Genomic DNA, 22,666 nt, shown 5'->3' on the forward strand with positions numbered 1-22,666 from the left:
GGTTAGTTAACCTGCTTCCTCCTCGATCAGAGGAGGAGTAGGGTAGCCTCTATCTCTAATGAACAGGTTCTGCCTGTTATGGTTAATTTGAAGAGTATTAATGAGCGAAATTATTTACGGTATCCACGCGGTTAAGGCACTGCTTGAGCGCGATCCACAGCGTTTTCTGGAAGTCTTTGTTCTGAAAGGGCGCGACGATCGTCGCCTTCAGCCCGTTATTGCCGAGCTGGAGGCGCAGGGCATCGTCATTCAAGTGGCGAGTCGTCAATGGCTGGATAAGCAGGCGGAAGACGCGGTGCATCAGGGGATCGTAGCGAAAGTCAAAGAAGGGCGGAAATACCAGGAGAACGATCTGCCAGCGATGTTAGATAATTTGGATACGCCTTTCCTGCTGATATTGGATGGCGTGACCGACCCGCATAATCTGGGTGCTTGCCTGCGTAATGCGGATGGCGCTGGCGTACATGCGGTGATTGTGCCCCGCGATCGTTCTGCGCAGTTGAATGCGACGGTGAAGAAGGTGGCCTGTGGCGCGGCGGAAACCGTACCGGTTATCAGCGTGACCAATCTGGCCCGTACGATGCGCCTGTTGCAAGAGCGTAATATCTGGATCGTCGGCACGGCAGGTGAAGCGGATCATACGCTGTACCAAAGTAAACTGACTGGGCCGTTGGCGCTGGTGATGGGCGCGGAAGGGGAAGGCATGCGTCGCCTGACCCGCGAGCACTGTGACGAATTAATCAGCATTCCGATGGCGGGCAGCGTGACTTCATTGAATGTGTCTGTTGCTACTGGCGTGTGTTTGTTTGAAGCCGTTCGCCAGCGAGTATAATTAGCGTTGCGAACGATAGCAGAGAGGTGCCCTAGGGCACCTCTCTGTCATTGGGATTACGCAGCGGAGTTTGCCAGTCTGCGAATCTCTTGTTGCGAAGGTTGTAAAAGTCGGAAAACGGAAACCGCATCAGAAAGTATGAGCGCCTGTTGTTCCAGTGAGTGAGCGGCCGAAGAGGATTGCTCCACCAGCACGGTGTTTTGCTGCGTGTTCTGATCCATTTCTATGATGGCCTGACCGACCTGAGAAATACCGCGATGTTGCTCGTCCGAGGCGGTAGTAATGTCTTTCATTATGGCGTGGACCTGCGTCACGGACTGTACAATCCCCTCCATGGTTTTCCCTGCGCCGTTAACCAGCGCGGCACCGTTATTAATCTGCGAAACCGACTCGCCAATCAGCGTATCGATCTCTTTGGCTGCCTGCGCGCTGCGCTGTGCCAGATTACGCACCTCACTGGCGACGACGGCGAAACCGCGTCCTTGCTCACCCGCTCGTGCCGCTTCTACTGCAGCATTGAGCGCCAGAATATTGGTTTGAAACGCGATGCTGTTAATCATTGAGGTAATTTCAGCGATACGGTGGGAGCTTTGCGCGATGCCGTGCATGGTATTAACCGCTTTAGAAACCTGCTCACCCCCCTGGTTCGCGGTATCAGAAGCATTCATGACCAACCGGTTGGCTTGATGAGCGTTATCGGCATTCTGTTTCACCGTTGACGTCAACTGCTCCATGCTAGCCGCCGTTTCTTCGAGTGCGGCGGCTTGTTGCGTGGTGCGAGAGGAGAGATCGGTGTTACCCGCGGTAATTTCCCCCGCGGCGTAGGAAATCTGATTTGCACTGAGGCGGATTTTATCAATCATGCTGTGCAGATTGTTATTCATCTGCCCCATGGCTGAAATCAGCTGACCTAATTCATCACGGCGTTCATTGTGAAGCTGCATGGTGAGATCGCCTCCCGCAATGGCGCGAGTGGCGTGTAACGCCTGGTGCAATGGGCGTACTATCTGCCGTGATATAACAATCGCGGTCGTCAGGCCGAGTATGATGGCGATCAGCGTAATCACACCCAACTGGATATCGCTATTAATGACGTTGCGGCCAGCGCGGCTCTCTTCCGTGAAGTAAAGCTTATTGATATTTTCCTGCAACAGCGCCATCTGATCGTTCAATTCGCTGAGCGTCTGCTGGCTGACATTCGGTCCCATGACTCGCTGGCGTTGGGTCAGGTAGGCATTGAGTGACGCGCTGATATCCTGAATGGCGTTTTTATCTTCCGCTGGCCAGTGTCTCGTATCAATTTCCTTCAGCAGCGCGGAAAGCTCTTCGCTGATGTTACCGATAGCGCTGTCATGCTGCTCCAGATACTGTGCTTTACGCTCCAGCGCATAGCCAAAGTTGCCTTCTCGGGCGACAACGGTCTTGTCATAAATGGCGCCAAGGCGGCTGATGCGCTTTAACGATTGGTCGCTATTGTGTAATCCATAAAAGCCGACCATGGAGAGAATCACTCCCATGATGAGCAATAAACCAAACCCTACCAATAACTTTCGTGTTACAGACAGGTTCTGAAATGACATCCAGCGCAGCATAAACTTCTTCCTTTCATTCATTAATTATTTACCGTTATCGCAGGCCAATAACGGATTAGTTGTCGTTATGTGTTTGCATAAAAAAGGCAGGTGATGCGTGTGAAACAGGCTCCTATCTAACTGATAAAAAATGCCTTATCTGTTATCGGCATTTCAGGTGCAATGATTATCCGTTTTCTCAAAAATGTGAGGATACTCGTGCGGATATGATGGAGAAGGGGATAAAGCGCCACGCTGGGGATTCCTGCATTGCTTATCACGTAAAGTCATGTATAAACGCTTTTCTATGCAAGAATCATCTATACCCGTCATACTTCAAATTGCTTGTGCGTTGGCAATACTCGGCTCATCTCTGAGCCTCGCCCTGAAGGGCCGCCGCAAGCGGCGTTCAAATTGGCTAAGCCAATTTGTCCTTACTTACCCCAGTCACTTACCTGAGTAAGCTCCCGGGGATTCGCGCGGTTGCCGCGTTACAAGGCTATAAATGAGCCTAGCCCTAAAGGGCCAACGCTCTGCGTTGTTCAAAACGATAACGTTTTGTCACGCAACTCGAATTATTTAGGGTATATAATTCTCCATTCTTCCCCTTACCTGTTGCTGACGCGCCAACGTGTCTCATTTGAAAGGAATATTGCTATGCCTATTGTTACGTCGTTACTCGCTTTCGCGTCCTATTTCTTTATCGGGTTTGCCATGGTGCTGGCCTTTTTGTTTATCTACACCCGTATCACGCCGCATGATGAGTGGGCGCTGATTAAAGAGAACAACGGTACGGCAGCGATTGGATTTGGTGGGGCGTTGATTGGCTATGTGATCCCGCTTTCCAGCGCGGCGATTAATTCGGTGAGTCTGGTGGATTACATCACTTGGGGCGTGGTCGCGCTGGTGGTGCAATTACTGATTTATTTCGCCGTGCGTCTGTATATGCCGCGTCTCAGCCAGCATATCCAGAATAACGATATTGCGTCTGGCGCTTTCCTTTGTGCCGCTTCGCTCAGCGGTGGGCTCCTGAATGCGGCGTGTATGTCGTATTAATCTATTTCTGCATGATGATACCGGGAGTCTTCCCGGTATTTTTTACAGCATGTCTCGACGATTCAGCGATACAGCACGGCGCGTACAGACCACAGACCGGGGAGCGTGGCGGCCTCGGATTTCAGTACAATCACATAATAATGTGCACCGGAGGCATCGGCTTTTTGCTGAATGGCACGATCGGCATCGTCTGCGTTCCCACGTACGGTTGCGGAGATCGTCCCCACTTTTTCTAACTGGCTGGTTTGCGCGTAGCGAATTTCGAGTGCTTTCTCTGCAGGCGGTGGTGCTGCGACGGGCTTCCCTTGTATGAGCTGACAGCCGGACAGTACCAGTATTAAGGGTAAGAAAAGTATCCGTACGATGTTCATCGTTTCAGCCTGACAGGAATAGATAGCGGGAGTGTAGCGCTATCATTGGGCTGATGGCACTCTCTTTAGTAAGGGGGAAAATAACGAGCGGGCAATGAGATGCCCGCTGTTAGCTGAGGTTAGCGCGAGGTGACCAGCGTAAAATCTTCGCCCTTGAAGACTTTTACCGGATTGCCGCGTTCTATCTGATGGTGGAACAGACGCCGCTGTGCCCGTAGTTCGGCGTGCTGCTGTTGCTGTAACGCTTCCAGACGATAGGCGATGAGATAACAGGCCAGACGCTTATTCGCGTGCTGGCTGCGTTCACTCTGCACCTTCACCATGATACCGCTGGCGACATGAGTGGCGCGGACGGCAGACTCGGTTTTATTCACATGCTGTCCGCCGGGGCCGGAGGATTTGGTGGTTTCAAAACGAATCTCGTCATCGGCAAACGCCTGTTCCTGATGAAAACGTGCGACGCCGATAAACCAGTTCTTACGTCCGCCACCTTTGCGCCAAGGGCTATTGCACGTCCACTGAAGCGTACCGCACCAGCTGTCAGCTAGTGGTTCTGCCTGCTCACCGTTTAACAGAACCAGTGCGGAACGTAACGTGCCGGAACGTTTCCCAGCTTCGGTTTCGATGATTTCGCACTCGATGCCTTGCTGCGCGGGATCTCGCGTCAGAGCGTGCAGCGCTTTTGCCGTTGCCAGCATGCATTCGTCCGGTCCCTGCGCGGCGGAAAGTTGAAGCAATATCATTTATCCTCCCCGCGCGTTTTGTAGGTGAGTACCGGTTTCAGGCGAGCAATCAGCGTGATTAACCCCGCCTGCTGCATCGCACCGATCACGCTGTCTATCGGTTTGTAGGCTTCTGGTGCTTCCTGAAAAATCAGCTGCCTGTCCTGACAAATCACACGGCTACCGAAACGCGTACGCGCCAGTTGTTGGACGCTATAACGTGAAGACAGTCGATCTTTACACTCCGTACGCATCCACTTTCTGCCTGCTCCATGTGCCAGTGAATAGAGGCTGTCTGCGTGGGGAATGGGTTGCACAATATAGCTGTAGTCGCCGCGTGAACCGGGAATGATAACTGGGCCGCAGTCGGCGGGTGTCGCGCCTTTGCGGTGCAGCCAGCCGGAAATGCCTTCAATCGTGGCCGATGTCACCAGATTATGGTTCACGTCCAGTGCAGCATCACCTTCCGTATGCCAACGTTCCAGCATCCGCTGTGCGATCAGTCGTCGATTGTGGGTGGCAAACGTCAGCGCAAACTGATGCTGTTCCAGATAGGCTTCAGCGGCTGGCGTGTTGGCCTCAATACCCTGATGACCGAATTCCCGCACGTGGGCTTCCAGTATGGTTTGCCCTAATCCGCGTGAGCCGCTATGCACGAGCAACAGCAGCTGTTTAGGATCAATGTGCAGAGCGTGTAGCGTATCTGGCTGATAAATTTCATCAAGCTGCTGTAATTCTGCAAAGTGGTTGCCGCCGCCGATGGTGCCCAGCGAATAGCGGAAATCCGCCAGTGCAGGTGGAATATCGATATCGTCTTCCAGTGGCCCATCGATATTGCCAAGCCGTTTTTCCAGCTTATCCAGTGAAATTTTGTTGGCATTCAGGCCAGTGCGCCATAGCGCCATGCCACAGCCGATATCGTTTCCGACGAGTGCCGGATAGAAGCGATCTTGTGAAAAAAACGCGGCACCGATGGGGTAACCACGGCCCGGATGCAAATCTGGCATACCGGCCACGCGTACCATATCGGGAAGTTGTGATGTAATTTGAAGCTGTTGGATTGCTTTATCTTCAATCCAGGTATTTTCCGTCGCGATCACACTGACGCGCGCCGAAATAGAGCGAATAGCATTGCCCATAGATCATCCTGCTGATCAATTTAAAAATAGGGTAAGGCAGGCTACAGCTGGGGGGGATAACGCAAAGCGGAAAAGAATGCGGAATTAGTCCCGAGATGTCCTGCAAAGAATCAGAGTAGTTGTCGTCATGATGTCGTCTCCTTTGTCAGTGGGGGAATAGTGAAAAATCGTCGGCATAATACTCAAGTGGTGGCCATCGTGCAATACCGGCAACACGATGGCTACTGTGTGGATGTTAAATACGGAAGACGCTGACCAGCTCGCTGAGATGGTGGCCTTTCTGGCGCAGACTCTGCGCGGTATCTTCCGAATTGTTGACCAGAATGGCGTTTTCCTGCGTTGCCTGACCAATCTGTACAATTGCGATGTTTACCTGGCTGATCCCGGCGGACTGCTCGCGTGAGGCGATATCGATATCGTTCACGATCGTGCTGACCTGCAGGATGCGGTTACGTAAGTCGTCCATTACCGCCTGCGTTTTTTCTGAGAAATGATAGCCCGCTTCGATCTTTTCTAGCGATTCATCAATCAAGGTTTCGATCTCTTTCACCGCGGTAGAACTACGCTGTGCCAGCGCGCGTACTTCAGCCGCAACGACGGCGAAGCCCCTGCCGTGTTCGCCCGCACGAGCAGCTTCTACCGCAGCATTGAGTGCCAGAATATTGGTCTGGAAAGCGATAGATTCGATCACCGTTGTGATATCGGCAATTCGCTGCGATGAGTTTTTAATGTCGCTCATCGTAGAGACCGAATCGGTGACGGTCTGGCTGCCGTTTCGTGCTGCGGCTGCGCTTTGCTCCGCCAGATCTTTGGCAGCAGAGACGTTATCGGCGTTCTGCTTCACGCTGGCGGAGAGTTGCTCCATGCTGGCAGACGTTTCTTCGACGCTACTGGCCTGACGGGCAATCTGCTCGCTGATATTTTCACTATCAGCAGCCAGCGCATCGGTGCTGGCACTGATTTCCTCAGATGAACTTCTTACCTGCGACACAATAGTCGTTAGCCCCTGTCCGATGCCGTTAATCGCATCGATCAGGCGGCCCACTTCATCGCCACGGTTGCTGGAAAGCGTGGCCGTCAGGTTACCAGCAGAGAATTGTTCTGCCACTTTGACGATTTCAACCAGCGGTTGGCTCAGCCATTTACGCGTCAGCACGACAAAGAATGCCGCGAAGAGCAGAACCAGAATAATGCCACCGCCCAAAAACAGGTTGCGGGTGCGGTTAACCTCCGCCATCAGACTTTCCTTACTGATGGTTCCCGCCACAATCCAGTTCCACTGTGGAATACTGCGGTACACCATGATCCGGGTTTTTTCTTCGCCCGTCATCGTGTTGTTGTCGTATTCGATCGTGCCATTACCGGTTGCCAGCACTTTCTCTAACGCACCTTCTGACCAGTCAGGGCGTTGGTTGGCATTGCTTTGGTGGTAAAGATAGTTACCTGCATCCTTTCCTTTTTTCGTGCTAAGTACAAAGAAATGGCCTGTCTCACCCATTTTCTTGTTCAGAATGGTCTGTTGCATCTCGGTAAATTGCTTCGTGATGTCGACGCCGACGAACAGAATACCGATAACCTTGTTTTCACTATCGCGTATCGGTTGATACTGGGTGATGTACTGTTTGCCGAACAGTGTTGCTAACCCACTGTAGGTTTCACCTTTCATCACCGGTGCATACGCTGGGCTTTCACGATCGAGTTTGGTTCCCATCGCGCGCGATCCATCTTCTTTTTTCAGTGACGTGGTGATGCGCGTAAAATCTTCCCCATCGCGGACAAAAATCGTTGAGATTGCGTGGGTACGGCTCAGAAAGTCGTCCGTCACGTCGGTGTTGAGGTTCAATACCGTATCGCCAGCTTTTAGTGTCGGCTGAGGTGTGCTGCCGAAAGGGGTACGGTTTACGGTATCTAGTGAAAACCGCGTCGGAAGAAAGCTCGCTAGCAGCCGCGTATAGTTACTGACCTCGGCTTGTAGGCTGGTATCGTACATGTTGATCATGTCGGTGACTCCATTCACCTGGCTCTGCATGTCGTTGAGGGTTAACGATTTCAACTGATCGCCTGCGGAGCGAGTAAGGGTGAGAGTGAAGGCAATGAACAATATCGCCACGCTCAGGGAGGCGATAATTGATAACTTGATACCCAAACCCCAGTGTTTAAAGGAAAGTCCCAACATATGTGTGTCTCTTTATAATAAAAAGGTTATTTTTTAGTCTTGCTTCACATGCTTTAACGGCAGTAGATGAAAAAAAATTAATCACGGAGTGTAAACATTCATTTCTATTATTGATCTAGATCAATGTGATTTTTTTATTTACATAAATATGTCGATTAAATCAGCATGAAATTAATGACGTCACTGGGATAAGGGATGGCAGCGAGTGGGTTTATCGTAAAAGGTCGTGACCCGGTCGCTAAATACGATTTCGCTACATAAAAACGTGCTGACAGAACTTTAAACGAGGGAAATATGGTCGAAATGTCACTGGATAAACTCGGCAGCGGTATCGAAGCGATTCACGCGGTGCCTTTGGGAAGAAGGGAGCAGCCTTTACCGACGATTTTTTTCTACCATGGTTACGCGTCGTCAAAAGAAGTGTACTCGTATTTTGGCTACGCGCTGGCTCAGGCTGGGTTCCGGGTGATTTTGACCGATGCGGCAATGCATGGTGCCCGATATGATGGTGATGAAGCGCATCGGTTGTGTCATTTCTGGGACATTCTGCAAGCGAATATTGAAGAACTTCCCGACTATGTTGCGGAATACCGCCAACGTGGCCTGATCGACGGCGAACGGATTGGTGTTTGCGGCGCGTCGCTTGGTGGAATGAGCGCGCTCGGGTGCATGGCTCGCTATCCTTGGATTACAGCGGTGGCTGCATTTATGGGTTCCGGCTATTTCTCCACATTATCATCAACGCTATTTCCTCCAGTTCCGGCCGATCGCGAGGAAAATAAAGCGGTGTTGCAGGCGTTAGCGACCAAACTGGCTGATTATGATGTCACTACACGTCTTGATGCGCTGTCCAATCGGCCGCTGCTTGTGTGGCATGGCGAAGCGGATGATGTCGTGCCAGCGGCAGAAAGTGCACGTCTCCATCAGGCATTACAGGCACGCGATACACTCGCCAATCTGACGTATCTGACCGAGCCGGGTGTGGCGCATCGTATTACGCCGACGGCGTTACAGGCGGGTGCTGATTTCTTCCAGCGGACGCTGTAATCCCACGTTAATTCTGCAAATATCACAGCGTAGAAAACTCCTGTGTTTCTTCCTTGTGTTCTTTAATGTCGGGCACTATACTTACGCGTCATTTTTTCAGCCGCACACATACACGTTCCTTGCCTCCACGGGCCGCGGTTGACCCAGACAGGAGGCTGAATAATCCGTAAGGAGCAATTCGATGCGTCATTACGAAATCGTATTTATGGTTCATCCTGACCAGAGCGAACAGGTTCCGGGCATGATCGAGCGCTACACTGCTACCATCACTGGTGCGCAGGGCACGATCCACCGTCTGGAAGACTGGGGCCGCCGTCAGCTGGCTTACCCGATCAACAAACTGCACAAAGCTCACTACGTTCTGCTGAACGTTGAAGCGCCGCAGGAAGCGATCGATGAGCTGGAAACAAACTTCCGCTTTAACGATGCCGTTATCCGCAGCATGGTTATGCGCGTTAAGCACGCGGTAACTGAAGCATCTCCAATGGTGAAAGCGAAAGACGAACGCCGTGAGCGTCGTGAAGATTTCGCTGAAGCTGGCGATGATGTGGATGCAGGGGATTCTGAAGAGTAATTGTTGTGGTGACGGTGAATCGTCTGGTGTTGTCCGGCACAGTGTGCAAGACACCTATTCGTAAAGTCAGTCCGTCAGGTATTCCTCACTGTCAGTTTGTGCTTGAGCACCGCTCGACACAGGAGGAAGCCGGATTAAGTCGGCAAGCATGGTGTCGTATGCCCGTGATTGTCAGCGGACTCTCGTCACAAGCAGTTACCCACAGTATAACGGTCGGCACGCAACTTACCGTGCACGGATTCATTAGCTGCCATCAAGGGCGCAATGGTCTGAGCAAGATAGTGTTACATGCCGAGCAGATTGAATTGATAGATTCTGGAGACTAGCCACATGGCACGTTATTTCCGTCGTCGCAAATTCTGCCGTTTCACCGCGGAAGGCGTTGTAGAGATTGATTATAAAGATATCGCTACGCTGAAAAATTATATCACTGAAAGCGGCAAGATTGTTCCGAGCCGTATCACCGGTACTCGTGCAAAATACCAGCGTCAGCTGGCCCGCGCTATCAAGCGTGCGCGTTACTTGTCTTTGTTGCCGTACACTGACCGTCATCAGTAATCGGCCACTGTCCATTAACGAGACTTTGAGAGGATAAAGTAATGCAAGTTATTCTGCTTGATAAAGTAGCAAACCTGGGCAGCCTGGGTGATCAGGTAAACGTTAAAGCGGGCTATGCTCGTAACTTCTTGGTTCCGCAGGGCAAAGCTGTGCCGGCAACTAAGAAAAACGTTGAGTTCTTCGAAGCACGCCGTGCTGAACTGGAAGCCAAACTGGCTGACGTTCTGACCGCTGCTGAAGCTCGCGCCACCAAGATCAAAGAACTGGCTAGCGTTACCATCGCGTCTAAAGCAGGCGACGAAGGTAAACTGTTCGGTTCCATCGGTACTCGCGATATCGCTGATGCGGTAACGGCTGCCGGTGTTGACATTGCTAAGAGCGAAGTTCGTTTGCCGAACGGCGTTCTGCGTACTGTAGGTGAGCACGTAGTAAGCTTCCAGGTACACAGCGATGTATTTGCTGAGCTGAATGTAGTTGTTGTTGCTGAAGCGTAATTCACGTTTATCGTTGAATTAACACTTTAGTTAACATGTGAAACGCTGGCCTTGTGCCAGCGTTTTGCATTTTAGGGATACGGAAATGACCTATCATTACCTTATTACCCTAAAAAGGAGGCCATATGTCCGACTTGATTCACCTCACCCGCGTGTATGACGCGCAGGCTCCTTTCTCTTCCCACACTTTTCTTATTGACCGCCTGTGGCCGCGTGGCATCAGTAAAGCACGTCTGGAGGGCGTTGAGTGGTTTAAAGATGTCGCGCCGAGTAGCGAGCTGCGGAAATGGTTCCACGCCGAGCCTGAACGCTGGGCGGAATTTGCGGACTATTATCGAAATGAGTTGGCGCAGAGTAATGCGCGCATCAGGCTACTGGAACTACTTGAGCAGAAGAAGACAATCACGCTGCTTTATGGCAGTAAAGACGCGCAGCACAACCATGCTATTGTCCTGCGCGATTTCCTATTGGAGCGGCTGACCCGTTAGCGTGTGCGGGTGAACGCGCCGTCTGCACCGCGGGTGAACCGAATCGTCTGGTTTGCCGTGGTTTCGATTTCCAGCTCTGCAACCATTCCTTGTGCATTCAACTGCAATTTAACTCCCTGACCTGCTCGTAAATTGCTGAGCGGTTTATCTCTGCCTTCCACCTGTGCCATAGCGAACACATCGCTAACGGGCAGATTGTTATCGCGAAAGAGCTGGGCCAGCGTTTGCCCCGAGGCGATCTCATACTGTCGCCATGGCGCCGATGACTGAGTTGGCGGCGGCGCAGCGGCAGGCTGCTGTTGTTGTGTTGAAGGCTGGCTTTCAATAATCACGGCCTGCATCGCCGCCTGATTATCTGCCTGGGTAAGAGGAACGGGCATGGTAAGGACAGGCTGCGGATGTTGCGCGCTGTAAGGCCAGAGCAACACGATCAGCAGTACTGCGATGGCGATTAAAATCCAGCGACGATGGAGGAGCGGCAACGGTTCCATCCAGTGATAGCCGTCAGGTAAATGCCAGACTTTTCGCAGCGAGACACTAATACGCTCACGCAGAGAAGGGGGAGATAGACGCTCCTGCTCTTCGTGCTGCTCGTCGTTTTCTACGGCTACAGCATTTGAGGGCTGACGCTGGATAATTCGCTGACAGAAGCGTACTAGCGTTTGATAATCCCAGGTGGTTTTCCGCTTCCTGGGCGCAATTCTGCCCATGGTGACCTCTCTTACTACAATTCAGAATAAAAACATCAGTATAAAAACATCAGTATAAAAAACAGTGCCAGTGTAAAAACCGCATCAGATAAAAATGATGTGATTAACTACGTTATGCCAAACCAAGCTATACCAGTAGCAAGGCGGCGTCGGCATAAAAACAGTATCAGGATGATAACGCAATCCAGTATACCGATAATCTGCATGAGCTGACCAGTTAACGCGTTGATGATTAAGGCGAGCCGTGCGCCAGAAACATCAGAACTACCAGTATAGGCCAGCTTCCCGTAATGGTTTGGCTGGTGTGCGGTTAACGTGATTACCTGCACACAGGATTTTACCCTAATCCCCGTCGCTGTTATGCTGCGCTTTCAGTTTTTTACAGATTAAAAGGAACATCCATGACAACTCCTTCTTTTGATAGCGTCGAAGCGCAGGCAAGTTACGGCATCGGCTTACAAGTTGGTCAACAGTTACAGGAATCAGGGCTTGAAGGTCTGATCCCAGAAGCGCTGCTTGCTGGTCTACGCGATGCGTTGGAAGGTAATGCGCCAGCGGTGCCTGTGGATGTGGTTCATCGTGCGTTGCGTGAAATTCATGAGCGTGCTGATGCGGTACGTCGCGATCGTCAGCAAGAGTTGGCGGTAGAAGGCCAACAGTTCCTGGCTGAGAACGCACAAAAAGAAGGTGTGAACAGCACGGAGTCTGGTCTGCAATTCCGCGTGTTGACACAGGGTGAAGGTACAATTCCGGCTCGTCAGGATCGTGTGCGTGTGCATTACACGGGTCGCCTGACTGACGGCAGCGTGTTCGACAGCTCTGTCGAGCGTGGTCAACCTGCTGAATTCCCTGTCAGCGGCGTGATTCCGGGCTGGATTGAGGCGCTGACGCTGATGCCAGTTGGTTCCAAGTGGGAACTCTATATTCCGCATAATCTGGCGTATGGCGAACGTGGCGCGGGTGCTTCTATTCCGCCATTCAGCGCTCTGATTTTTGAAGTGGAACTGCTGGAAATTCTGTAAGTTTCAGACAAAACAAAGGCGCTCATTGAGCGCCTTTGTTGTTTTTACTGAATGGTTTTTTACTGACTTTCTTATTTTATTGAAACGACATTACTCACCGCGCAGTGCGCGTGGGAACAGCAAATTGTTTTCCAAATGGATGTGTTCCATCAGGTCGGTAATGAACTCGTTGATACCGGAGTACAGCGCACGCCAGGTGTTGCAGGCACCTTCAGGCGGTATGACGCCGTTGGTCAGCTCTTTAACCACTTCCACATCACGCCCGGCGTCATCGTGCTCATGCTCCATCACTGAAATCGGTGCGGCAGCATTCGCACCCATTCCCTGACTGATCATTGGGAAGAGGATACGTTCTTCTTTCATCATGTGCTGAGACAGCTCGTTATAGATCGCGGTCAGTTGGTTTGCGAGGCCGTGCGGACAGTCTGCTTTATCGTGATGCACGCGCTCGACTTTTTCTGCCATCAGAATCAGTTCCGGCAGTTGTTCACGGTGGCGGTCATGAAAACGGGGGATGATGTACGCGATAATGTCAGCCAGCGGTGCTTCACGCCAGTCTCGTGCATCAGAAGGCTGTGCAGCCAGTTTTTCTAACTGTGCTTCCAACTCATCGATATTGAGATCTTTTTTGCCAGCAGCGCGGCTTAGCGTTTGTTTTCCGCCGCAGCAGAAATCCAGATTGAGTTCACGAAAGAGTTTGGTGGCGCGCGGAATAGCGATAGCCAACTCACCCAGGGATTGATCGCGGTATGCCATGATGATGCCTCTCAACGAATGCAATTTATAAAGTGCATTTTAAATGCATCTTTTGGCGTTGAATATACCGCTTACGAGGTAGGCGGTAAAAGGCATGCTGAATTACTGCACGGTATTGCGAGTCTCAAGTGATTGGGTGATGGTCTGTAAGAGCGCTGGAATATCCATTCTCGGCAATACCACCTCAATGAGCGACAAGCGAGATTCCGCATTCACTTGCTCAAGTACCTGTGCGAGCGCGACGGGTGAACGCACCTGTTCGCAGAGTATCTCGTTTTCATTCGCGCCCAGCGCAGCGGGAAGCTGTGTCCAGTTCCAGGCTGCAATATCGTTATAGCGTTGCTCCGGGCCGTGAATAGCGCGTTCGACGGTATAGCCTTCGTTATTCAGCACCACAATGACCATATTCAATCGATCCCGAATGATAGAACCCAGCTCCTGTACGGTGAGCTGAAGCGAACCATCGCCGATCAACAGAACCACGCGTCTTTCCGGTTCGGCAATCTGTGCGCCGAATGCGGCTGGCAAAGAATAGCCTATCGACCCCCACAGCGGTTGGACGATGAAATGACAGCCCGCTGGTAACCGGAGTGTGGCGGCACCAAAACAGGAGGTCCCTTGATCGGTCACGAGGATATCGTCAGGGCGGAGGAAGCGCTGCATCTGTTGCCAAAATTCGCGCTGGCTGAGTGCACTTCTGTGTTCCGATTGCGGTAAAGCTGGAGGCGTAATGGTGCGATAATCCCAACGGGCCGCGAGTGTCTCGGTGATTTTTTCCAGCGCGGCGATAGCGTCTGACATCGGAACGGAGGGGAAAACCTGATTCCCTACGCGAGCCAACGTTGGCTGAATATCGATATTTTTTTCGATAGCGATCTGATGGCTAAAACCGGTGGTAATCGTATCGGTATAGCGCACGCCGATGCTGATAATGACATCCGCATCTTCGATATGTGCTCGGATCGCTTCATGACTGCCGCCGCCTGAATAAGTCCCGGTAAAGCTGCGGTGCTGTTCGTTTAGCGTGCCTTTTCCCATCAGCAAAGTGGCGTGGGGAAGCGGTGTTTTATCAAGCCAACGTTGGATTTGTCCCGCGACGTTAAAGCGTTGAGCCAGAAAGTCTGCCAGCAACGAGACTGATTTTGCCTTGCTCAGCATATCGGTGGCTGCGGCGGTAAAGGCGTTTAGCGAATCATCAGAGCGTAATGGTTCAGGAATAACGAGCGGATAGGGCCGTGCGCTGACAGGTGCCGCTGCCACGTCGACTGGCAGAAACAGGTATACCGGTTTCTGCTGAGCGAGGGCTTCACCAATCACTCTGTCGATCTCTGCGGTTGCGTTCTCAACGGTGAGGCTGGCTTGGGCAACGGTGACTTCTGCCGCCATACGGGAAAAGTGGCTAAAATCACCGTCTCCTAATGTGTGATGGAGCAATTCACCATTACGCTGTGAAGCGAGGCAGGGCGCGGCGGCAATATGAATGACAGGTAGGTATTCTGCGTAGCTACCTGCAATGCCATTAATCGCGCTGAGTTCACCGACACCGAAGGTGGTGAGCAGCGCCGCTGCCGGGCGACATCGCGCATAGCCATCGGCAGCGTAAGACGCGTTTAACTCGTTCGCGCAGCCTACCCAGGTAATATCTGGGTTTCTGATGACATGATCGAGAAAATGCAGGTTGTAATCACCCGGTACGCCGAAGAGATGCTGAATACCGATCTGTGTCAGGCGATCCAGTAAATAATCACCTACCGTATAGTGTTCGCTCATGGCTATTCCCTCTGTGCATGATGGATATTCTGATATTAAGTATTAGCGCTAAGGTGAATATTTCTAATATTTATTCCCTATGGTTAATCCTTAAATCTGCATGTATTCGTACTTATGGGGGCTTTTGGGTATTAAATTTATTAATGAATAAATAGGGTGCTGATGAATAGCGTGCATTAGCGTTAGCGAAACGTTAAGAACGGTAAAATCAGGAAAATGCGTATTTATCTGATAGTGGAGTAGGGGAATTCCCCGTATATCTTTGCCAGGCCGCAGTCGCGGTGAGCAAGGAGTTACCCTATGTTTAAGCCACTCGTCATCAGTGCCCTGTTTGTGGGAATGTTTGCGGTTATGCCAGCGCCAGAGGCGAAGGGTGCCAGCATCGATCTGATGCCCGGCGTTACGTTGAATATCGGCGAGCGTGACAGACGAGGTAATTACTGGGATGGCTACGACTGGCGCAGTGAGCGCTGGTGGCAGGAGCACCGGGGTTACAATCGTGGTGAACGTAATCGTCACGGTTACTATTGGGATGGCTGGCGCTGGCGTGATGCCCGCTGGTGGCGTGAGAGCCAGCGTGATAGACGCGATTATGAAAATCGTCGTTTTGCTCTGCCGCGCTATGTTGAGGAACGCGGCCCGCGTCGAGGCGATTGGGACGGACGTGGACATGAGCGAGGAAATGGCTACTACCGCAATGGGCGAGGGTCGTTCCGCGACTAGTTAGATAAAAAAAGCGCCGCGAAAGAGCGGCGCTTGTCGATCGAGAAATGATGTGTAGTCTGTTTTTTTTTGACTAGTTTGCCAGTTTCGCAGCGATATCAGCGATGCGCTGGCCATACAGCTTACCGGTCGCCAGATCGCCAGCGACCACTTCATCTGCGCTAGCGTCGGAAGGTGTCTGCGCCAGCAGGCCTACTGAGCCACCCAGGTTATTCAGATCATCGCGTTTCGCCGCTTTGGCGTTGGATGGCAACTGGTTCAGGCTGACCCAAATCCCACCGTGCTGTGAAGCCAGCGTTTGCAGATAAATCAGCGTGACCTGTTTGTCTCCGTTCAGGCTGGCGCTGTTAGTAAAACCGCCAAACACTTTGTTGCTCCAGGTGCGGGAGAACCAGGCTTTAGAGCTGGCATCCGCAAATTTCTTGAACTGCCAGGTTGGGCCGCCCATATAGGTTGGCGTACCGAAAATAATGGCATCGGCAGCGTTGAGTTTCTCCCACTCGGCGTCGCTGATATTCCCTTCTGCATCAATCGCGATGAGCTCGGCATTGGCACCCTCTGCGACGGCAGCAGCCAAACGTTGCGTGTGACCATAACCTGAATGATAAATAACGACTGCTTTTGACATAAAAAATCCTCGTTTTTTCTCTGTTGTATCGGTATGTAGATAACCTACTGTACACCGAGAAGAGATCACCCCTGTTTTATTACTCTGTAACAGTATGATACTGGAGTGAAAATGGAGGATATTCTGGTTTGAATAACCGATCGTTCAGGCTCCCGCCGAAGCAGGAGCCTGCGCATAATAGGCGTTAAGCGCTTATTTAGCGTGTTGCAGGTCGAGGCGGTAAACCGCAAAGCCCGTTTCATCATTACCGACGGACGTCATCGGGTACTGTGCTTTCTCTTTGATAAACGCGGTGGCTTTCTCTGACGGCGATGTTTCAAAACGGATATCCAGTGGTGTATCGCTGACGATAGGCGCCAGACGCCAGTTGTTATCCGCCTGTGGCTTCACTTCTCCCGCCTTTTGCGTTTCCGCACTGATGTAGGCCGCCAGCACGGAACGGTTTTCATCCGGCGATGCAAAGGCCACATACTTTTCACCCGTGCCGGCAAATTTCTCGCCGTAGGCGCGGTAGTTATTGGTGGCGATCAGGAAGGTTGCTTTGGGATCGATCGGCTTGCCGTTGAACGTCAGCGCTTTGATACGGTGCGATTTATCGTTGATTAACGCGCACTCGCTGTCATAGCGGGCTGGCTGCGTCACATCAATCTGATAATTCACGCCATCGATCACGTCGAAGTTATACGTGCGAAAACCGTCCCAGTTGAGCAGGGATTGCGGTTCACGCTTGCTCGTATCGATTTGTTTGAACTGGCCCGCAGAGCACTCCAGCCACTCTTGCACCTGCTGTCCGTTGACTTTCACCACCACCAGCGTATTCGGGTAGAGATACAAATCGGCGGCGTTACGGAAAGTGAGCTGGCCTTTTTCCACTTCGACATAGCTGGCCGGATCGTTTTTACGTCCACCGGCTTTAAACGGTGCGGCGGCGGAGAGCACTGGCAGATCTGCCAGATCGGGATCGCCCTGAATAAAGTGTTCTACATAGGCGCGCTGAGCATTGTTGACGATCTGTACGGTTGGATCGTCCTGAATCAGCGACAGGTAGCTGTACATGTTATCTGCGGATTTGCCGATGGGCTTGCTGACGAACTCGCGCGTGTCCTTATGCGCATCGGAAAGTACTTTCACCAGCTTGTCGTCTTCCGCAGCCAGTGATTTCTTCTGTGCTTTGTCATAGATCGGTCTGGCTTCTGCTTTCGCATTTTCCACCTTCCACGTGCCGCTGTCGTTATTCAATGTGAAATCGACGACACCGAGATGGTCACCCCACTGTCCCGGCATTACAGCTGGCACGCCGTTAAGCGTTCCCTGTTTGATATCCGCGCCTTTGATGTTGGCAAAGTCATTGCTGGGGAAAACCGCGTGAGCATGGCCAAACATGATGGCATCAACCCCAGGAATTTGGCTGAGGTAGTAAACGGAGTTTTCCGCCATGGCTTTATACGGTTCGGCGGACAGACCAGAGTGAGGGATAACAATCACCAGATCGGCACCTTGCTTACGCATTTCTGGCACCCATTTTTTGGCACTCTCCGTGATGTCTTCCACGGTGACTTTTCCTGTCAGATTGGCTTTATCCCACACCATGACCTGTGGCGGGACGAAGCCAATATAGCCGATACGCAGGGTATGCTGCTTACCATCGCGATCTTTAACTGACTTGTTCTCAATGTGGTAAGGCGTAAACAGTGGTTTACCCGTTTTGGCATCCAGCACATTGGCGTTCACATAAGGGAATTTCGCACCTGACAGCGCCTTGTGCAGATAGTCCAAGCCATAGTTGAATTCGTGGTTACCGATATTGCCGACGGAATAATCCAGCGTGTTCATCGCTTGATAAACCGGGTGTACATCGCCAGCCTTCAGCCCCTTTGCCGCCATGTAGTCGCCTAACGGGCTGCCCTGAATCAGGTCGCCATTATCTACCAGCACGCTGTTGGTCGCCTGTTCGCGCGCAGCGTGAATCAGGCTAGCGGTGCGCACCAGCCCAAATTTATCGGTTGGCGTATCCTTGTAGTAATCGAAATCCATCATATTGCTGTGCAGATCGGTGGTTTCTAATACCCGTAAATCAACGGTGGCGGCATGAACGGTCGTGGCGACCAGCGTAGCAAGCAGGCTGAGTGCCAGTGAATGCTTCATTGCGTAACTCCTTGTGCGGTGATTGTCGACGCGTGAGGCGATCGGGGTGTCTTTCATATCATGATGAAGTTAAAGTGATTATCGTCTCTAAATTCTGAGGATGACATCAGTAATGGCGATAATCGTAGATTGCCTCACAGATGTATACCCGTAATACTTCAAGCTGCATGTGCGTTGGCTGCGTTCAAATACTCGGCCCATCGTGGGCCTCGCCCTAAAGGGCCGCTGCAAGCAGCGTTCAAATCTGCTCCCGGCAGATTTGTCACCCGAATCACTTACTTGAGTAAGCTCATCGGGATGAAATGAGAGACATCCTGTCTCTCACCGAAGGCCAGCCTCTGGCTGGTCAAATTCGTTCCCGACGAATTTGTCCCTCTCTTGCCGCCTTCCTGCAACTCGAATTATTTGGGGTATATAATGAATGACAGAGATGAAGTCTGCGTTACGCGCAACCGATAACGACGAGGTAGATCATGCTAGAACCTATTTGCCAACTGGCCCGTGATGCCGGTGCTGCCATTATGCAGGTTTACGACGGGCAGCATCCCGTAGATGTCGCGCACAAGAAAGACGATTCGCCAGTGACCGCCGCCGATCTTGCGGCGCATCGGGTCATTAAGGAAGGGCTGGCGGCGGCGTTTCCTGATATTCCTTTGCTGTCAGAAGAGGATCCGCCTGAGTGGGAAATCCGTCGGCACTGGCAGCGCTATTGGCTGGTCGATCCGCTGGATGGTACTAAAGAGTTCCTCAACCGCAACGGCGAATTTACGGTCAATATTGCGCTGATCGAAAACGGCCAAGCCGTGCTGGGCGTGGTTTATGTGCCAGTCACGGGCGTGATGTATTCCGCGGCGGACGGCAAAGCCTGGAAAGAAGAGAACGGCCAGCGTCGGCAAATTTGGGTGAAGCAGGCGCATCCGCCGCTAGTGGTGGTCAGCCGCTCTCATGCTGACAGTGAACTAAAAGATTATCTTAGCCAGTTAGGTGAGCACCAGACGGTGGCGATTGGGTCATCGCTAAAATTTTGTCTGGTGGCGGAAGGTGACGCGCAGCTTTATCCACGCTTCGGGCCGACTAACATTTGGGATACGGCAGCAGGCCATGCGGTAGCGGTGGCGGCCGGGGCGCAGATTCACGATTGGCAGGGGCAGCAGCTGTCTTATACGCCGCGTGAATCCTTCCTCAACCCCGGTTTTCGCGTTTCCCTGTTCTAGCCCGTTATTTCTCTTCCAGCAACTGACGCAGCAGGGACATCACCTGCTGCACTTCTTGTCCGCTCAACGCACCGTCTTTCACGAAACGTATTTTCCCTTGTTTATCCAGCACCGCGATAGCGGAGCTTTGCGGCTGTAGCTGCCAGGCTTTGTGCACGTTGCCGTTGCTATCGACAATAAATTGTGACCACGGAAAGGCTTTCTTGTTGTCCTCAAGGCTACTACGCACAAACATGCTGGTGCCGATGATGGCATCGTCAGTATTCACGATTGTCGTCGTTTGGTAATAATCATGCGGTAGGTTAGCGGCCTTCAGCGCGGAGATGAGGGGATCGTTCATCTCTTTTGCCGAGGTGCGGCCAGCGATGTGTTGTATCACCCGTACTTTTCCGGGCAATTGCGCGCTGTTCCAGTTTTTATAACTAAACTGATTATTAAGGTACTGAAGTTCTCCTCTATCCGCGACGCCGATGGGGGGAACCGTTTGGTTGAGCACCAGCGTATGGGCTGAAGCTGGGAATGAGATAAGCCCCAGCAAGGGAGTGATAGAGAGCGCGAGCAGCAGGTGGCGTATTTTTATCATGGTATGTCCTTCAGTGTGGGGAGCCTGGTGCGATGTCTATTATGGAAAATGTCAGGCTATGGAATAAGCGTAGATTCAGGAAACTGGTCTGTCCTGCTCCGCGATAAAACGGTTTGTGCCCGAGTGCACAAAACCCTTATTTTTGAAGGTTTATACTGATGACTAGGGGTTTACTTAAACACTGTTCTGTAAAAATCTGTAAAAGCAGTTAAGAATACTGAATAGTGGGGAACTAAATGCCGTTTTACAGTACTAACTAGCAGTATCCGTTATCTCATTAGCGCTCCAAAACCTTAACCATGTTGGCGAAAGGGAGAGCGTAGAAAAATAAAACGGGAGAGTAAAACGATGAGGATCTTCGAACGTTACAATCCTTTGAAAGTCGCTAAATATGTGAAAACTCTGTTTCGCGGGCGGCTGTACATAAAAGGGGTTGGTGCTTTTGAGTTCGACTACGGCAAAATTCTATTGCCAAAGAAACAAGATAAGCAGCATCTTCTGGTGATGTCAGAAGTGAATCGCCAGGTCATCCGGCTTCAGGCTGAGATGGGATAAGTGATAAAGAAACGGCCCATAGCGGGCCGTTCTGGTTTGTTATGATGTCTTTGCCAGACTAACCGTTAATCTGTGCTATCAACCTTCGTGCTTGATGCGACAATCGGACGGTCTTCCAGACGGGTCACCAGCAACTGATCAATCTTGTAGCTGTCGATATCCACCACCTCAAACTTATAGCCTGAGAAGCGCACCGCATCGGTACGTTTCGGGATTTTCCGCAGCGTATACATCATGAATCCGCCGATGGTTTCGTAGTTGCCAGAGTGTGGGAAGTCATCAATATTCAGCGCCCGCATCACGTCTTCTATTGGCGTACCGCCTTCAACCAGCCATGAATTCTCATCACGCGCCACAATCTGCTCTTCCATTCCCTGACCGACGAGATCGCCCATCAGTGTCGTCATCACATCATTAAGGGTGATGATACCGACGATCAGTGCGTATTCGTTCAGTATGACCGCGAAATCTTCGCCCGCCGTTTTGAAACTTTCCAATGCTTCGGACAGTGTCAGCGTATCCGGTACGATCAGCGCCTGGCGAATCTGTACGCCGCTGCTCAACGTCAGGCTCTGGTTTCCCAGCACCCGAATCAGCAGGTCTTTGGAGTCCACATAGCCGACGATCTGATCAATTGTGCCATCGCAAACCAGAAACTTGGAGTGTGGCTGCTGGGCAATTTTTTCCTTAATGCTGTCTTCGTGCTCGCGCAGATCGAAGTAGACCACACTTTCACGCGAGGTCATGGAAGACGGCACGGTACGGGATTCCAGCTCAAACACGTTTTCGATCAGTTCGTGTTCCTGCTTACGCAGTACGCCAGCTAGCGCACCGGCTTCCACCACGGCGTAAATGTCATCGGACGTGATGTCATCCTTACGCACCATCGGCAGTTTGAGCAGGCGAAAAATGACGTTAGCCAGACCGTTAAATAGCCAGACCAGCGGGCGGAAAAGGAACAGGCAGAAGCGCATGGGGTTGATTATGCGGACCGCTACGGTTTCTGGCGCAATCATACCAATGCGTTTCGGGGTGAGATCGCCAAACAGAATGAACAGGCTAGTGACAAGGACAAATGAGCAGATGAAGCTGACTTTATCTGCGGATTCGGGTGACATGAAGCGTTCAAACAGCATGGAAAAGGTAGGGGAAAATGCCGCATCGCCGATGATACCGGCCAGAATCGCGACGGCATTGACGCCAATTTGAATCACGGTAAAGAAGATGCCCGGCGTTTCCTGCAACTTGAGCACCAGATTGGCGTTGATATTTCCCTCATCAGCCATCAGTTTGAGTTTAATTTTACGAGACGCCGCCAGCGAGATCTCCGACATCGAGAAAAACGCACTGATGGCAATAAGAAAAAGAATCAGTAATAGACTGTTTAACATAGTTTTTACTTTAGGTAAGTTTTCGCATGAGCCGAGATTGACGCAGCGATCCTCAGAAAGGTGAACACATAAAAGTGAACACATTATGATCGTTATTGAAGGTCAAAACCGGGCGAGGATTGGCCCGGTTCGGGGGCATTA

Annotated in this window: 24 protein-coding genes; 12 read left to right on the forward strand and 12 right to left on the reverse strand. The window is 51.6% G+C overall.

The genetic code is table 11. The features are described from left to right. Positions 1-100 precede the first annotated feature (100 nt). Positions 101-832, forward strand: a complete 732-nt coding sequence (gene rlmB / locus DUT67_RS04110) for a 23S rRNA (guanosine(2251)-2'-O)-methyltransferase RlmB (protein ID WP_048262105.1) — start codon at positions 101-103, stop codon at positions 830-832. Positions 833-888: 56 nt separating this feature from the next. On the opposite strand, the gene DUT67_RS04115 is transcribed toward rlmB, so the two are convergent. Then, on the reverse strand, positions 889-2,424 hold the full coding sequence (locus DUT67_RS04115; RefSeq protein ID WP_053075320.1) for a methyl-accepting chemotaxis protein: 1,536 nt from the start codon (positions 2,422-2,424) through the stop codon (positions 889-891). 636 nt (positions 2,425-3,060) lie between these two features. Here DUT67_RS04115 and DUT67_RS04120 point away from each other — a divergent pair. After that, a complete protein-coding gene (locus DUT67_RS04120; protein ID WP_048262103.1) occupies positions 3,061-3,459 on the forward strand; it encodes a DUF350 domain-containing protein in 399 nt (132 codons plus the stop codon). A 62-nt stretch (positions 3,460-3,521) separates the two neighbouring features. Here DUT67_RS04120 and bsmA read toward each other — a convergent pair whose 3' ends face one another. From bsmA to DUT67_RS04140, 4 genes are all read right to left on the reverse strand, one after another. Beyond that, positions 3,522-3,830, reverse strand: coding sequence for a biofilm peroxide resistance protein BsmA (bsmA, locus tag DUT67_RS04125; protein ID WP_113626701.1), 309 nt, complete (start codon positions 3,828-3,830; stop codon positions 3,522-3,524). Positions 3,831-3,949: 119 nt separating this feature from the next. After that, the gene (prfH, locus tag DUT67_RS04130; protein ID WP_113632806.1) at positions 3,950-4,573 is read right to left on the reverse strand and encodes a peptide chain release factor H; all 624 of its coding nucleotides are present in this window, start codon (positions 4,571-4,573) and stop codon (positions 3,950-3,952) included. Next, positions 4,570-5,691 (reverse strand): RNA ligase RtcB family protein, encoded by a 1,122-nt coding sequence (locus DUT67_RS04135; protein WP_113632807.1) that lies wholly within the window; start codon positions 5,689-5,691, stop codon positions 4,570-4,572. The genes prfH and DUT67_RS04135 overlap by 4 nt, the downstream gene beginning before the upstream one ends. 235 nt (positions 5,692-5,926) lie before the next feature. Next, positions 5,927-7,867, reverse strand: coding sequence for a methyl-accepting chemotaxis protein (locus DUT67_RS04140; RefSeq protein WP_113626705.1), 1,941 nt, complete (start codon positions 7,865-7,867; stop codon positions 5,927-5,929). A gap of 294 nt (positions 7,868-8,161) precedes the next feature. Here DUT67_RS04140 and yjfP point away from each other — a divergent pair, with 294 nt between their 5' ends. The 6 genes from yjfP to DUT67_RS04170 all read left to right on the forward strand — a co-directional run bounded on the left by yjfP (position 8,162) and on the right by DUT67_RS04170 (position 11,028). After that, positions 8,162-8,914 carry an esterase gene (yjfP, locus tag DUT67_RS04145; protein WP_113626706.1) on the forward strand — a complete coding sequence of 251 codons (753 nt, stop codon included), beginning with the start codon at positions 8,162-8,164 and terminating at the stop codon, positions 8,912-8,914. Positions 8,915-9,095: 181 nt separating this feature from the next. Next, positions 9,096-9,488, forward strand: coding sequence for a 30S ribosomal protein S6 (gene rpsF / locus DUT67_RS04150; RefSeq protein ID WP_005974793.1), 393 nt, complete (start codon positions 9,096-9,098; stop codon positions 9,486-9,488). Between the two features lie 5 nt (positions 9,489-9,493). Further along, positions 9,494-9,814, forward strand: a complete 321-nt coding sequence (gene priB, locus DUT67_RS04155) for a primosomal replication protein N (protein WP_015841576.1) — start codon at positions 9,494-9,496, stop codon at positions 9,812-9,814. A gap of 4 nt (positions 9,815-9,818) precedes the next feature. Further along, the gene (rpsR, locus tag DUT67_RS04160) at positions 9,819-10,046 is read left to right on the forward strand and encodes a 30S ribosomal protein S18 (RefSeq protein ID WP_005974788.1); all 228 of its coding nucleotides are present in this window, start codon (positions 9,819-9,821) and stop codon (positions 10,044-10,046) included. A 41-nt stretch (positions 10,047-10,087) separates the two neighbouring features. Beyond that, positions 10,088-10,540: a 50S ribosomal protein L9 gene (gene rplI / locus DUT67_RS04165; RefSeq protein ID WP_048262091.1), complete on the forward strand. Its 453-nt coding sequence runs from the start codon at positions 10,088-10,090 to the stop codon at positions 10,538-10,540. Positions 10,541-10,665: 125 nt separating this feature from the next. Beyond that, the gene (locus tag DUT67_RS04170) at positions 10,666-11,028 is read left to right on the forward strand and encodes a DUF488 domain-containing protein (RefSeq protein ID WP_113626707.1); all 363 of its coding nucleotides are present in this window, start codon (positions 10,666-10,668) and stop codon (positions 11,026-11,028) included. On the opposite strand, the gene DUT67_RS04175 is transcribed toward DUT67_RS04170, so the two are convergent. Then, on the reverse strand, positions 11,025-11,738 hold the full coding sequence (locus tag DUT67_RS04175; protein ID WP_113626708.1) for a LysM-like peptidoglycan-binding domain-containing protein: 714 nt from the start codon (positions 11,736-11,738) through the stop codon (positions 11,025-11,027). The two genes, DUT67_RS04170 and DUT67_RS04175, sit on opposite strands and share 4 nt — an antisense overlap. 401 nt (positions 11,739-12,139) lie before the next feature. Between DUT67_RS04175 and fklB the strand changes: the two genes are divergently transcribed. Then, complete coding sequence (gene fklB, locus DUT67_RS04180; RefSeq protein WP_048262084.1) at positions 12,140-12,760, forward strand: FKBP-type peptidyl-prolyl cis-trans isomerase; 621 nt, start codon at positions 12,140-12,142, stop codon at positions 12,758-12,760. A 90-nt stretch (positions 12,761-12,850) separates the two neighbouring features. On the opposite strand, the gene ytfE is transcribed toward fklB, so the two are convergent. Together ytfE and ipdC are read right to left on the reverse strand one after the other, a co-directional pair. Next, complete coding sequence (ytfE, locus tag DUT67_RS04185; RefSeq protein WP_113626709.1) at positions 12,851-13,516, reverse strand: iron-sulfur cluster repair protein YtfE; 666 nt, start codon at positions 13,514-13,516, stop codon at positions 12,851-12,853. Positions 13,517-13,618: 102 nt separating this feature from the next. Then, positions 13,619-15,286: an indolepyruvate decarboxylase gene (gene ipdC, locus DUT67_RS04190; RefSeq protein ID WP_113626710.1), complete on the reverse strand. Its 1,668-nt coding sequence runs from the start codon at positions 15,284-15,286 to the stop codon at positions 13,619-13,621. A 300-nt stretch (positions 15,287-15,586) separates the two neighbouring features. On the opposite strand from ipdC, the gene DUT67_RS04195 reads away from it, so the two are divergent. After that, positions 15,587-16,009, forward strand: a complete 423-nt coding sequence (locus DUT67_RS04195) for a DUF2502 domain-containing protein (protein WP_113626711.1) — start codon at positions 15,587-15,589, stop codon at positions 16,007-16,009. A gap of 73 nt (positions 16,010-16,082) precedes the next feature. Here the strand turns inward: DUT67_RS04195 and DUT67_RS04200 are convergent, their stop codons facing one another. Continuing rightward, positions 16,083-16,637, reverse strand: coding sequence for a flavodoxin family protein (locus DUT67_RS04200; protein ID WP_048262077.1), 555 nt, complete (start codon positions 16,635-16,637; stop codon positions 16,083-16,085). 192 nt (positions 16,638-16,829) lie between these two features. Further along, the gene (locus DUT67_RS04205; protein ID WP_113626712.1) at positions 16,830-18,782 is read right to left on the reverse strand and encodes a bifunctional 2',3'-cyclic-nucleotide 2'-phosphodiesterase/3'-nucleotidase; all 1,953 of its coding nucleotides are present in this window, start codon (positions 18,780-18,782) and stop codon (positions 16,830-16,832) included. Positions 18,783-19,255: 473 nt separating this feature from the next. Between DUT67_RS04205 and cysQ the strand changes: the two genes are divergently transcribed. After that, complete coding sequence (gene cysQ, locus DUT67_RS04210) at positions 19,256-19,996, forward strand: 3'(2'),5'-bisphosphate nucleotidase CysQ (protein ID WP_113626713.1); 741 nt, start codon at positions 19,256-19,258, stop codon at positions 19,994-19,996. Positions 19,997-20,000: 4 nt separating this feature from the next. Here the strand turns inward: cysQ and DUT67_RS04215 are convergent, their stop codons facing one another. Next, on the reverse strand, positions 20,001-20,579 hold the full coding sequence (locus DUT67_RS04215) for a YtfJ family protein (protein ID WP_113626714.1): 579 nt from the start codon (positions 20,577-20,579) through the stop codon (positions 20,001-20,003). 348 nt (positions 20,580-20,927) lie between these two features. On the opposite strand from DUT67_RS04215, the gene DUT67_RS04220 reads away from it, so the two are divergent. Next, positions 20,928-21,134, forward strand: coding sequence for a DUF1107 domain-containing protein (locus DUT67_RS04220; RefSeq protein ID WP_005974755.1), 207 nt, complete (start codon positions 20,928-20,930; stop codon positions 21,132-21,134). Between the two features lie 65 nt (positions 21,135-21,199). Here the strand turns inward: DUT67_RS04220 and DUT67_RS04225 are convergent, their stop codons facing one another. Next, positions 21,200-22,525 (reverse strand): hemolysin family protein, encoded by a 1,326-nt coding sequence (locus DUT67_RS04225; protein ID WP_048262071.1) that lies wholly within the window; start codon positions 22,523-22,525, stop codon positions 21,200-21,202. Positions 22,526-22,666 lie beyond the last annotated feature (141 nt).

The organism is Pectobacterium peruviense (assembly GCF_003312355.2).
GTDB lineage: Bacteria > Pseudomonadota > Gammaproteobacteria > Enterobacterales > Enterobacteriaceae > Pectobacterium > Pectobacterium peruviense.